This window comes from Priestia sp. SB1, from assembly GCF_038898415.1.
Window position 1 is genome coordinate 1 of sequence record NZ_JBBJSS010000010.1, and the last position, 12,384, is coordinate 12,384.

Here is a 12,384-nt window from a genome sequence, read left to right on the forward strand (position 1 = left end):
TTTTAGCCATATAAAAATACTCCCCCAAAGGAAACAGATTTTTTATTTCATCTGTCTACCTTTAGGGGAGCATATCACAATGGGCTCCGTGCTTTTTCTTTTACATATCCACAACTTCACTTACCGTTTTATTTACATCGTCACGCGTCATTTTTTCTTTTCCTTTCATTAAGGCGTTTAACGTTCCATCGGCAAGCGCTAACGGAATTTTACAGAAATGAAGAATCGGAAGCGATTTGACATCTTCTAAATATTTCTTTCCTAGTGACAGATTGCGGCGAGCATAGGCAAACATATCTTCTCTGCTCCAGTTGTTAGGGAAGAAGCTGACTCCACGCTCTGAATCTTCCGAGGTATTGCGCAGAATATTTACAGACTGCAAGCCGCGTCCAAATGCAATGGCTAATTCTTTGTCTGTCTCCGTGCCGTCATACCATTTCCAAATGTCGTTAAGCATCACGCCTACTAGACCAGCTACATAGAACGTATAGTCATCTAAATCCGCTTCATTTTGAATATGCCAGTCTTTTTCTACCCAATCGGCCATTCCTTTGGCCATAATAGAAGTTGCATCTAATACTTGATCTGCAACTCCAGTCGGACAAAGCGCAATCCAGTTGCCGAGCTGAAGCGTTACGTCAGGTAAATCAGCTTGATAAGGACCTACTAATGCCATGTAGTCGTCTTCGTTAAAAGACTTTTTTAACAGGTCACTAATGGCGTAAAGCAAGCGGCTTTTTACACCGGCTTCTAGCTCAGGGTGATCTTCAATTTCATCAATTGCCCTCATACATAAGTAAGCAGATCCTACTGCATCTTGCAATTCTGCCGGCAAGTGGCTAATTGGAATAAAAAATGTTCGGCTTGTCTCTTTTAACATCACCATTGCGTTGTCGCGTAATTTGTTGGGTACACTCATTGATAACTAGCTCCTTTTTACATATCCACATGTCAAATTAGTTTAAGTTTTCATCTTATATACTATAGTAACAAAAAATGAGCATTTAATGGAGTTTAAAGATTACTTATTAACGATATTGTCATTATTTTGTAGTATTTAAACAGAGATACTTGTATCATGCACAAGTTTACACTACGATAATACTCGTTCATTCTTCATTTTACAGACATAAAAAGTTTATTTTTAAGAAAATTGCCGTCATGCTAATGGGTTAGATGAACTTTTAAGAGAACCCTCAACAGTCGGGTATACATAATACATAGGAGAATACAGAGGTGAAGGTATGAAAATTTTAATTGTAGAAGACGATAGCAAAATATATGAATTAGTGAAAGAAAAATTCGAACAGTGGTCATTTGAAGTGGCTGGAGTAGAAGATTTTCAAAAGGTAATGGAAGTATTTATTGGAGAAAGCCCAGAATTGGTCATTTTAGACGTGAATTTACCTGTATATGACGGGTTTTACTGGTGTCAGCAAATACGTACAGTTTCAAAAACTCCTATCGTATTTCTGTCGTCTCGTGAACATCCAATGGACATTGTTATGGCAATGAATGTTGGGGCGGATGACTATATCCAAAAGCCGTTTAACTTGGATGTTCTTATTGCTAAAGTGCAGGCACTTCTGCGCAGAACGTATTCGTATGGAGACACGATTTCAGACGTTATCGAGTGGAACGGTGCGGTGCTAGACTTAAAAAAAGGAAGTTTGCATTATAACGATCGAGAAGTTCATTTAACGAAAAATGAATTTTTTATTTTACGGCTTCTTTTGGAAGAGCGAGGCAAGATTGTATCGCGAGAAGAGCTTATGCGAAGATTATGGGAAGATGAGAAATTTGTAAGTGACAATACGCTTTCAGTCAACATCACACGCATTCGTACCAAGCTGGAAGAAATCGGGCTGAATGATCAAATCGTGACCAAAAAAGGTCAAGGATATCTGGTGAATTAAAATGTGGAAAAGTTTTTTAAGAGAAAGGCTAAGCTGGATTCTATTCGTTCTTTTATGGCTGAGTGTAATCGATGCTCTGCTGCTTCTCGAGTATGATATTAAGGTATCGTCTACTTCGTTTTGGTACTTGAATCTTTTAACGCTGTGTATGCTAATTCTCTTTCTTTTATGGAGAGGAGTAAAAGAAAGAAGATTTATAAAAAGATTAAGTTTAATGCTGCAGAATGACGCGTACGATTTACAAGAAATGCATTCATACGTGCGAACGAAAGCAGATGAAGACATGCTGAGTCTGCTGCAGCGTATAGATCGTGTCTATCGCAGACAAACTCACGCTCTTCACGTACAGCAGCGAGAACAGCAGGAATATATAACGACGTGGGTTCATGAAATCAAAACGCCGCTTACTGCTATGAAGCTGCTTATTAACGCTCGTCGTACAGAGCTTTATAAATGGCCTTGGCTTAAGGATATTGAAGATGAATGGATGAAAATTGATGGGTTAGTAGATCAGAATTTATATGCCGCACGTCTGCGTCACTTAGAAAAAGATTACCAGGTGCAGGCAGTGTCGCTAAGCGAACTTGTTTTTCCAAACGTTGCGTATTTCTCGAAATGGTGTATTGAGAAAAGACTGCATATTGATGAAAAGAATCTAGATACGTTAGTGCACACTGACCCAAAGTGGATGCAGTTTGTTGTGAGGCAAGTGTTATCCAATGCAATTAAATATAGCCCTCTAGAAGGAAAGCTTTCTTTTTTTAGTGAAGAAACGCCGAAGTATGTGAAGTTATTTATCGTTGACCAAGGGGAGGGCATTCCACCACAAGACCTTCCGCGCGTATTTGAAAAAGGATTTACAGGAAATGTCGGAAGAAAATCGAAAGGAGCTACGGGGCTAGGGCTGTATTTTTCAAAAAAAATTACAGATGCTCTTGGCCATCGAATAGAGGTACATTCACTTTTACACGAAGGAACCACGGTAATTTTGACCTTCTACAAACCGAATTCTTTTGATAACCTTTCAAAAATGTAAGATTGAAAGCCGAGATTGTCATCTGCTTCAAACGAATCTTTCCTTGTTACGAAGTAAGATAGAGCTATACACAAGGAGGGAACGTACATGAAGCGAAAGTGGATTAGCCTTTTAGCCCTGATTTTTATTGTGGGAGCATGTATAGGAGGAATAAAGGTTTATCAAAACGCCGCAACGGAGCATCAATACGGGATCATCCCAAAAGAAGCAAAAAAAGTGGACGACTATGGACGAGTTCAATATACCATTTCAGTAATAAACGAAAAAGGACAAACAACGTTTCAAACGTTTACGACGATTAAACAGTTAAAAGAAGGAACGGTTATTGACCTTTTTGTTCGAGGTAACGAAGTTCGGAAATATGACATTATAACAAAAAATGAGCTGCCGCAGCGGGTGAAAAGCGTGTGGCCTACAAAAGAACGAAAGGAGGAAGGGAAATGAGCATTGTCCTTGAAGGGAAAAATGTAACCAAAACGTTTGGATCAAGAGGAAACGTATACGAAGCGCTACAAGGAATTGATTTTACAATCGAAGAAGGAGAGTTTGTCGGTATTATGGGACCATCTGGAGCGGGAAAAACGACGCTGATGAACATTCTTTCAACGATTGACCGTCCCACCGACGGCGAGATATGGATTCAAGGAGAAAACGTGGCGCTCATGAAAGATAAGAAGCTGTCTGCTTTTAGACGCAATCATTTAGGATTTATTTTTCAAGATTATAACTTATTGGATACGTTAACTGTAAAAGAAAATATTCTTCTGCCGCTTACGGTTACAAAAATGTCTAAGAAAGAAATGGAAGCGAAGCTTAAAGACACCGCAACGCGACTGGGCATCTATGAGCTAGCGGATAAGTATCCGTATGAGATTTCTGGCGGACAAAAACAGCGCGTTGCAGCAGCGAGAGCAATGATTACGAATCCAGCCGTTATTTTCGCCGATGAACCTACCGGAGCTCTTGATTCCAAGGCCGCTTCAAGCCTGCTTGAAAAGATGTCCCAGTTAAATCAAGAAGACCGTGCCACCATTATTATGGTGACGCATGATCCGCTGGCTTCAAGCTACTGCAGCCGCGTGCTGTTTATTAAAGACGGACAAATTTACACGGAGCTGTTTAAAGGCGAACAAACGAGACAAGAATTTTTCAAACGAATTATGAACATTCAAGGCGCATTAGGCGGTGAAGGCTATGACCGTATTTGATCTTGTTAAAAAGAATATGCGCAAAAATATTAGTCGGTACAGCCTTTATTTCTTTTCAATGATTTTTAGTATTGTTGTGTACTATGTGTTTGCTACGCTTCAGTACGATCAATCCATTTCAAAGGTTATTGGAGAAGAGATGAGGCTGCAGGGTATTTTTAATGCTTCAAATTACGTTCTGCTTACTTTTATTGTTGTCTTTATTTGGTACACAAACTCATTTTTTATCAGACAGCGTAAGAGAGAGCTCGGACTGTATCATTTAGTCGGTATTGAAAAACGTACGATTGGGAAAATGATTTTCTACGAGAATATGCTGCTGGGGATTTTTTCTTTGGTGGTCGGTATTTTACTAGGTACCGTGTTTTCAAGGCTGTTTGAGCTGTTTTTACTAAAGCTTATGGGACTGTCGCTTTCTATTACGCTCACATTTTCTCTTCAAGCGGTTTTAAAAACAGCCGTAGTGTTTTTGATTGTTACCATTTTTATATCGTTTCAAGGCTATTTTATTATGTACCGCTATACGCTATTAGATCTGTTTCAAGCAGAAAGCAAAAGTGAACGCGTAAATAAAATGAATTCGAAACGCTCAATTGCAGTGGGAGTACTGGGTATCTTACTCGTTGGCTATGGGTACTACCTTTCATCGGGAAACATTGTGACGCCTAATTTTTTTCTAATTGTAGCCGTTGTACTGTTCTCGGTCATTTTCGGTACATTTTTACTTTTTAAAGCCACAATTGAGTGGCTGATGGGACTTTACCGAGAGCATGCAAGCCGATATTATTCGTTTGCAAATATGCTAAGCGTTTCTACGATGATGTATCGCATTAAAGCAAATGCACGAGTGTTAACCTTAATTACGATTTTGTCGGCTACTACACTTGTAGCAGTTGGTGTGACGTATTCCTCGTACTATAACACAAAAGCCGATGCCAGAAGCATGCAGCCTTATGACTATACGCTGCACAGTAAAAACGCAGCGCAAGGCTTTATGGATGTACTGCGTGAGTTAGATATTCAATCAAATCAGTATGTCTATCATATCGTGAAGCATTCCGCTGATTTATCGGATTTTCGATTTATTACATCGGGCTACTATAAAGATAGGGAACAAATCAGCTTTTTAGATGAAGAAGAAGTGCGGAAAAATGGCGTTTCCGTTCCTGCGCTAAGCGCAAACGAAACCGTTATTTTTGATTCAATGGCAAAAGGAAAAGTGTTTAAGCCTAGTACAGGTAAAACCGCAGCTGTGCAGCTGAAGGAATCAGAACAGCTTGCTTTAAAAGTCGTTAAATCCGAGCCTTTGCTCATTCTTGATTCTGACAGTGCCGGCTATCAGTTTGTAGTCAATCACGACACGTTTATCAAACTTTCAAAGGCTGGAAAAAAGCAAGCGGTGTACGTATTTAATACCGATGATGGAAACAAACAAAATGAACTTACTAAGAACTATCATCAAATCGCAAAAGAAGCTGGAGAAAGCCGTACTTCATACTATGATGTGTTTCAGGCAGGCTTAATGAGTAAAGGATTGTTTATTTTTATTGGAGGATTTTTAGGGCTCGTCTTTTTGATGGCAACGGGCAGTATTATTTATTTTAAGCAAATCTCCGAAGCCGAACAAGAGCGCAAAAGATTTGAAGTACTGCGCAAGCTTGGGTTTTCAGTGTCTCAAATGATGAGCGCCGTTCGAAAGCAGCAGCTGTTTACGTTTGGTTTGCCTTTAGTAATTGGCATCTTGCACAGTCTATTTGCGCTGAAGGTCATTACGAATCTAACCGGTGAAAGTCTGATCGTTCCTGTTTTAATAGCGGATGCAGTATACGGGGTTATTTATTTCATTTTCTACTGGCTGACAATGAATTACTATCGAATGGTAATAAAGCGACTGTAAAGAAAAGACTGTTTCGATAAATGAAACAGTCTTTTTTGTTGAAAAAATAAAAGGTATGGAGTAGCGAAAACCTGAATATAAAAAAGGGTATATAAAAACTAGAGAGTTGCAAGGGAGGGGAAAAATGTGAAAGCAGATGCTGTGTTTGAAGGGGGAGGCGTTCGAGGAATTGCATTCACGGGTGCGATTGAAGCGATGGAAGAAAGCAATGTAGAATGGCAGCGTCTAGCAGGTACGTCAGCCGGAGCGTTGATTGCGGCACTTTTGGCGAGCGGCTATAAAAGCGGGGAAATTCGCAAGGAGCTTCAAAACATGGACTATGCCAAGTTTCGCGGAAAAACGATCATTAACCGAATTCCTCTCATTGGCAACTTGATTGAACTGATGGTTCATTTAGGTTTTTATAAAAATGATTATTTGGAAAAATGGGTGTACGGTCTGCTGCGTGAAAAAGGAATCGAAACGTTTGCAGATTTGCCTGCAGATAAGCTGAAAATTATTGCCTCAGATATTTCGAACGGACAGATGCTTGTGCTCCCTGACGATTTGCCCCGATACGGAATGCAGCCAAGCGATATGAAGATTTCACAAGCCGTGATGATGAGTGCGTCCATTCCTTTTTTCTTTCGTCCCGTCATTTGGAAATCCAAAGGGTTCAAGAGGTCATACATTGTCGATGGAGCGCTTTTAAGCAATTTTCCGATTTGGCTGTTTGATACGGAGCATCCGCGTTTCCCGACGTTTGGTTTTCGATTTGTAAAAGAAGAAATTGATACAGCTGCTATTATTCCAACACCTGTCCATTTATTTAAAAGCATGTTTACAACGATGCTGCAAGCTCACGATTTGCGGTATTTGAACGCGGAGACAAAAGAACGAACCGTACAAATTCCAACGGGTGTGATTACGGCAACGGATTTTGCCTTAAAGGAAGAAGAAATCGAGTTTTTATATGAATCTGGTTATATATCAGCAAAGCGCTTTTTAGAAAAGTGGGATTTTGAACAGCATAAAATGAATCGGACCGAACGTCCGCTGACGCGAAGGAAGCTCCTGTAACAGGAGCTTTTCTACGGCTGTTTTAAAATGTTGACTTCCACAGCCTCGCCTTTTGCGGGAACAGAATACTGAACGCTTTTGTCTTTTTTGAGCCATGCTTTAACGAGCTGTCCTTTTTTGTATGTTTGATCATCCGCAACTTTTACATAGATAGGCTGTACATCGCTTGAACCAAGTATTTCTTTTGTTGTATAGTCAAGCGCGGTATCTCGCGGAATGACGTTTGCAATAAGAATTTCATTCTGTTTCACTTGTAAAATGCGCCCTTGAACTAAATAGCCGGCTGGCTTTTTTGACTGCTCGGCGTTATCCGAACAGCCGCTTAAACAAATAAAAAAGAGAAGAAAAAGTGCAGCTGATTGAACGGTAAACTTCATAAAATCTCCTTTCCGTTTTAACATGACTACCATTATAGCGCGTTTGACCATTTCTTTTCCAGTTTTCGGAGAAAGCAAGAGGTAATCATTGACGTTATTTCAGCGCGCGTGATATGTTTTAACTCATAAACGCTATATTACTAGAAGCTATGCTTAGTACGGGAGGTCCTTGTATGGATGTTACCTTTTTAACCAATGTTATTCGACATATATTAGAACGAGATAATTTTGTCATAGACTTTGAAGAATCAGACGAACAGAATATTCATTTTTGGCATCGAGACGAGCCGTTTCGCCTTTTTATTTCAGAGCAAACGGAAAATTATTTAGTATGGACCGTGTTTGAAGATGAAAAAGAACAGTGGAGCGGCAAGACATTTCTTCAAGAAGTGACGAATACGTGTAAAGACTGCAGTGAGCCAATCGCACACTGGATTTATAAAGATGGAGGCAAAGCAGGTTATTGCGATCGTTGTCTTCAAACGTTTGGAAATGCGTATTTTACCAATGCTGATGATATCAAGCAAAACCTTCATTTAATTGACGGTTCTATTTGTTTTATTACCGATGAAACCGGAAGCGACTGGTGGATTGCATATGAAGGATTCAAACGAGTAATTGCAAGATTAGAAGAAAATCCCAATCAAAAAGTCGAAATGTACAAGCCTGAATATCCCGTCTTTAAATGGGAAATACATTTTCTAGAGGAAAACAATTCTGCTAGCTTTAAGTTCAAAGATGACTTTTCATCTGGAATTGTACCGAAGGGAAGAATACTCTAACATCCTTGTTATAAGGGTGTTTTTTCTTATAATGGGAAGTTTTTTTGAAAAAAATAATTAATTTAGGTTAAAAAGAAGGAATTAAAGGGTAAAGAGTAGAAGATATATCACTATAGGAAGAATGGGGGAAATAATTATGACAACTACAACAAATTTAACACTGGGGTACAAAATGTACACGATTGATTTTAGCCGTCCAACGCAGTCTAACGAGGCACTGCTTGATTTCTTTAAAGATGTGCAGCACAGACAGGGAAATAATGCAGAAAGCTTTTCTAAAACATTAATGGAAATTGAAGAAATCAAAACAAAATATGTAGATCATGAAATTGTCCTGCTGGCTAAATCGCTTGAACAGCAAATAAGCCGCTCAAATGCAGAAAAACTTGAGGTCTGATAATCACCAGAAATGGTCGATTTATCAGACCTTTTTTATTTTTTATTTTTATCGATGTAGCTCTGTCTCCTTGGCTAAAGAGCAGCCAAGGAGACAGAGCTAGACCTAAGCGGAAGTTGCCCTCCCTTGCGGGCTGCCAACTTCCGCATAGGTGGACCTTTTTGGGGGAATTCAAGGGGTCAGGGAATCTGGTAGCGTAGGTTTTTGGTCGACGATAAAATGCTGTACATTTCTCAGGACGTTTGATTTCATCAAAAATTGTAGATGAATAGACTATTAAGTCGTTGGAGGCGTTATATGGTTGGAATTTGCAGCTGGAAGTGTGCAGTGAGTGGAATAAGTATTGCGAGTGTCTACAGTAAGCAGCCGTCGTGGCAGCGGGAGTGTTATTTGGTGACACCTGGTAAAGTTTATTATGAGTCGTGCTATCAAGGGTACGGAGAGTTTGCGGGAATGGATATTTTTTGTTTGATGAGAGAACGCGGAGCGGAGCAAGAAGACAGTGAAGGGGTAGCGGCTTTTAAGCCTAAGATTGTGCTGGCGAAGTATTACAGCGGACAGCGTTATGAAGAACTGCCGGAATCAGAGCCGTGTCCGTATGGAGGCTATTTTTTTGAAGGGTGGAAGGAAGGATAGCGAATATACATAAAAGCTGTAGAGATATCTCTACAGCTCGTTATTAACGTCTTGTTTCATCGACAGATTGTTCTAAGTCACTTACTTCTTGCGTAATTGTATTTAATTCTTCTTGCACCGCTTCAGCTTCAAGAACAGGATCTTGAACGATTTCTGTCGTTTCAAGCTCTTCTGCTGCAGCCGTTTCTGCAAGCGGCTGTTCTTTAGCAGTGCGTAGAGATTTCACTTTGTTGACAACTTGCGAAGATTGTTCGGAGACTTTTTGTGAAAGACGAGCCGTGCGCTGTTTGAGATCTTGGCCTTTTGCATATACCGTTTCTTTCACTTGACCTGTTTTAGCAAGTGCTTGATTCGCTCCGTCTTGAATAGAAGCACGTAGCTCTTTTCCTGACTTTGGCGCTACTAGTAAAGCTGTTGTTACACCCACTACGCTGCCTACTAAAGTGCCGACTAATAACTCTTTGCTTCCACCTTTTGTTTCTTTACCCACTGTTTCTTTTACGTTTTCTTTTGTCATGACATTTCCTCCTTTTATAATATGTAATATGAAGGGTTTACCATTTTGTTGAATACTTCCTGCAAAACGCAAATGATTCGCTAAAAAAATCTGCAAGTGCCGTCGGACGCTCGTACAGGCTGGTGAAATTTGATTGTATATAGTATTCAACCACCTGACAGAAAAACCTTCTTTTCTGCTATAAAAACAGAAAAAAACTTATCTATAAAATCCGACACAAGAAAACGACAACATTCGTTCTTTGGTAGCATTTTCACTTGAAATTTTATATCATAGAGTGCAAGGAGAATACGTTCTCTTTTTTTAGATGCTGGAGGGATTGAAGAAATGGCTGAATCGAAGTACAGAACGATTTTAGAAGCAAAATCTGGAGAGTTAGAAGCATTAAAAGACAAAGCAATCAAAGACAGCTGGCAGCCGATTTATCATATTCATCCACAGTACGGGCTGATGAATGATCCAAACGGATTGATTCAATTAAACGGTGAATATCACGTGTTTTATCAGTGGTATCCGTACGGTGCGATGCATGGAATGAAGCACTGGGCTCATGTGAAATCTACGGATTTAGTAACGTGGGAACGCCTTCCGGTTGCCCTAACACCAACGGAAGAATATGAATCGCACGGCGCATACTCAGGCGGCGCTATCAAAAAAGATGGTCAAGGGCTGCTGTTTTATACGGGGAATGTAAAATACGAAGACGGCTCACGCTCAGCTAATCAATGTATCGCGATGCTAAAAAGGGATGGAAGTGTAGAAAAATACATGCACAATCCAGCGGTACGAGGCGTTCCTGATGGGTATACAGGACATGTGCGCGATCCGAAAGTATGGAAAGAAAATGATACATATTATATGCTGCTGGGCGCTCAGCGTGAAAACGAAACGGGCGCATTAATTGTGTATGAATCAAGCGATGCGCTTCAGTGGTCATTTAAAGGCGAAGTTCAAACATCGCTTCCTGACTTTGGATATATGTGGGAGTGCCCGGATTACTTTAAACTGGACGGAAAAGATGTGTTTGTCTTTTCACCGCAGGGAATCAAAGCGGAGGGCCACGATTTTCATAATATTTATAATGTGATTTACGCGGTGGGAACCTTTGATGTGGAAAGTTTAACGTTTGAAATGGAGTATTACCGTGAAATTGATAAAGGATTTGACTTTTATGCACCGCAAACGTTTCAAGATGAAAGCGGACGTCGCTTGCTATTTGCATGGATTGGAAACCCGGACGTTGACTATCCATCAGACGAATACGGATGGGCCCATGCATTAACGCTTCCTCGTGAGCTTTCCCTTGAAGGTAATGAACTTGTTCAAAAGCCTGTAGAAGAGTTAAATAAGCTTCGAGATCAAGCGGTTCATTTTAGAGGCACGCTAAAAAATGAAGAAGTGATTATTGATGAAGCAACAAACAATGCCTATGAAATCAATATGACGTTCCGCGAGATAGGGGCCAAACAGTTTGGTTTAGAGCTGTTTAATAGTAAAGAAGAAGAGCTTCGCCTTGTGTTTGATACAGAAAAGCAAGAAGTGAGACTCGACCGCTCTTCATTCCACCATCAATATGCAACGGAATACGGTGTCGTTCGCTCTGAAAAATGGACGGCGTCAAATGAAGTAGATGTTCGCGTATTTGTCGACAAAAGCATTGTCGAAATTTATATAAACGGCGGTAAAATTGTCTTCACTTCCCGCGTATTCCCGAAAAAAGATTCTAAATCAGCTGTAAATGTATTTGCAGAGGGATCTGTGGACTACCGTATTGATTATTACGGTATGTCGCGCGGCATTTCGTAAATGAGAAAAGAAGCTGTGACAAAAGTACTTTAGCGCAAGTGAAAAACGAACCACTAATTAACATGTTTGATTAGTGGTTCGTTTTTTTTACGATGGTGAATATAGTTTTATCTGTTTCGTTCCTTCTAGCAGTTGATTGGAGGGCAAGGCGAAGACTCCTGCGGGACAAGCAGAAGAGGTGAGACCCCGCAGGATCCAAGCGACGAGGAGGCTCAGCAGCCGCCCGCGGAAAGCGAAGCCTTGCACGGAAATCAACTGCGGTGTAACAAGCGGTTCAGCTCATGCATCTCATTTATTCGTCTTTAGGTTAGCTTCATTTCGTTATGTTTTAACCTTTTTTTGAGCTCTATAAAAATAAAATACAAATACAAGAAGCAACTAAATGAGGAACAGCTGCAATAATAAAACGTTTCATCCATTCTGTATCCTCTCGCTGCCGGACCGGGGTAAAGTAAGGTCCTCTCGTTTCAAATCGAAATGTATCCAGTAAGGTTACGAGTGCAATTGCCGTAAGTAATATGCCAAGAGGGCCTGAAATATAGTAAATATACTGCCAGTTGCCTGCTGTAATAGAAATGATAATCACAATAATTAAAGATATAATGCCAGATATTAATCCCGTTTTCAAACTAAAAATCTCCTTACATCCAGTTTTTGCTTATCTATTTTACCATAACCGAATGAAGGTTTGTATATACGGCTCCGGACTGATATTTACTTTTTGGCTGTTCTTCTATGTAAGTATCTTCTCGT

Annotated in this window: 15 protein-coding genes; 11 read left to right on the forward strand and 4 right to left on the reverse strand. The window is 40.1% G+C overall.

What is annotated here, in order from left to right; all coding sequences use genetic code 11:
• Window positions 1–100: 100 nt before the first annotated feature.
• Entirely contained in the window at window positions 101–919 is an 819-nt protein-coding gene (locus WKH56_RS29325; protein ID WP_033579942.1) for a squalene/phytoene synthase family protein, read from the reverse strand.
• A 325-nt stretch (window positions 920–1,244) separates the two neighbouring features.
• Between WKH56_RS29325 and WKH56_RS29330 the strand changes: the two genes are divergently transcribed.
• The 6 genes from WKH56_RS29330 (at window position 1,245) to WKH56_RS29355 (ending at window position 7,116) form a co-directional block, all read left to right on the forward strand.
• Window positions 1,245–1,916, forward strand: a complete 672-nt coding sequence (locus WKH56_RS29330) for a response regulator transcription factor (RefSeq protein WP_047750006.1) — start codon at window positions 1,245–1,247, stop codon at window positions 1,914–1,916.
• 1 nt (window position 1,917) lies between these two features.
• Window positions 1,918–2,952: a sensor histidine kinase gene (locus WKH56_RS29335; protein ID WP_154989849.1), complete on the forward strand. Its 1,035-nt coding sequence runs from the start codon at window positions 1,918–1,920 to the stop codon at window positions 2,950–2,952.
• Window positions 2,953–3,039: 87 nt separating this feature from the next.
• Window positions 3,040–3,396, forward strand: a complete 357-nt coding sequence (locus WKH56_RS29340; protein WP_342837206.1) for a YxeA family protein — start codon at window positions 3,040–3,042, stop codon at window positions 3,394–3,396.
• The gene (locus WKH56_RS29345; protein ID WP_342837207.1) at window positions 3,393–4,160 is read left to right on the forward strand and encodes an ABC transporter ATP-binding protein; all 768 of its coding nucleotides are present in this window, start codon (window positions 3,393–3,395) and stop codon (window positions 4,158–4,160) included. The genes WKH56_RS29340 and WKH56_RS29345 overlap by 4 nt, the downstream gene beginning before the upstream one ends.
• Window positions 4,147–6,057: an ABC transporter permease gene (locus WKH56_RS29350; RefSeq protein WP_342837208.1), complete on the forward strand. Its 1,911-nt coding sequence runs from the start codon at window positions 4,147–4,149 to the stop codon at window positions 6,055–6,057. The genes WKH56_RS29345 and WKH56_RS29350 overlap by 14 nt, the downstream gene beginning before the upstream one ends.
• Window positions 6,058–6,183: 126 nt before the next feature.
• Window positions 6,184–7,116, forward strand: coding sequence for a patatin-like phospholipase family protein (locus tag WKH56_RS29355; protein WP_028414980.1), 933 nt, complete (start codon window positions 6,184–6,186; stop codon window positions 7,114–7,116).
• 11 nt (window positions 7,117–7,127) lie between these two features.
• Here WKH56_RS29355 and WKH56_RS29360 read toward each other — a convergent pair whose 3' ends face one another.
• On the reverse strand, window positions 7,128–7,493 hold the full coding sequence (locus tag WKH56_RS29360; RefSeq protein WP_028414979.1) for a DUF3221 domain-containing protein: 366 nt from the start codon (window positions 7,491–7,493) through the stop codon (window positions 7,128–7,130).
• 173 nt (window positions 7,494–7,666) lie between these two features.
• On the opposite strand from WKH56_RS29360, the gene WKH56_RS29365 reads away from it, so the two are divergent.
• The 3 genes from WKH56_RS29365 to WKH56_RS29375 all read left to right on the forward strand — a co-directional run bounded on the left by WKH56_RS29365 (window position 7,667) and on the right by WKH56_RS29375 (window position 9,308).
• On the forward strand, window positions 7,667–8,275 hold the full coding sequence (locus WKH56_RS29365) for a hypothetical protein (RefSeq protein ID WP_310884053.1): 609 nt from the start codon (window positions 7,667–7,669) through the stop codon (window positions 8,273–8,275).
• A gap of 136 nt (window positions 8,276–8,411) precedes the next feature.
• Window positions 8,412–8,672: a hypothetical protein gene (locus tag WKH56_RS29370; RefSeq protein WP_016765166.1), complete on the forward strand. Its 261-nt coding sequence runs from the start codon at window positions 8,412–8,414 to the stop codon at window positions 8,670–8,672.
• A 297-nt stretch (window positions 8,673–8,969) separates the two neighbouring features.
• A complete protein-coding gene (locus WKH56_RS29375; RefSeq protein WP_033579950.1) occupies window positions 8,970–9,308 on the forward strand; it encodes a hypothetical protein in 339 nt (112 codons plus the stop codon).
• A gap of 43 nt (window positions 9,309–9,351) precedes the next feature.
• Here WKH56_RS29375 and WKH56_RS29380 read toward each other — a convergent pair whose 3' ends face one another.
• The gene (locus tag WKH56_RS29380) at window positions 9,352–9,825 is read right to left on the reverse strand and encodes a YtxH domain-containing protein (protein ID WP_013058548.1); all 474 of its coding nucleotides are present in this window, start codon (window positions 9,823–9,825) and stop codon (window positions 9,352–9,354) included.
• A gap of 327 nt (window positions 9,826–10,152) precedes the next feature.
• Here WKH56_RS29380 and WKH56_RS29385 point away from each other — a divergent pair, with 327 nt between their 5' ends.
• On the forward strand, window positions 10,153–11,631 hold the full coding sequence (locus WKH56_RS29385; RefSeq protein WP_221832148.1) for a glycoside hydrolase family 32 protein: 1,479 nt from the start codon (window positions 10,153–10,155) through the stop codon (window positions 11,629–11,631).
• A 132-nt stretch (window positions 11,632–11,763) separates the two neighbouring features.
• On the forward strand, window positions 11,764–11,937 hold the full coding sequence (locus tag WKH56_RS29390; RefSeq protein WP_196299102.1) for a hypothetical protein: 174 nt from the start codon (window positions 11,764–11,766) through the stop codon (window positions 11,935–11,937).
• 40 nt (window positions 11,938–11,977) lie between these two features.
• Here WKH56_RS29390 and WKH56_RS29395 read toward each other — a convergent pair whose 3' ends face one another.
• Window positions 11,978–12,259, reverse strand: a complete 282-nt coding sequence (locus tag WKH56_RS29395) for a hypothetical protein (protein ID WP_028414975.1) — start codon at window positions 12,257–12,259, stop codon at window positions 11,978–11,980.
• Window positions 12,260–12,384 lie beyond the last annotated feature (125 nt).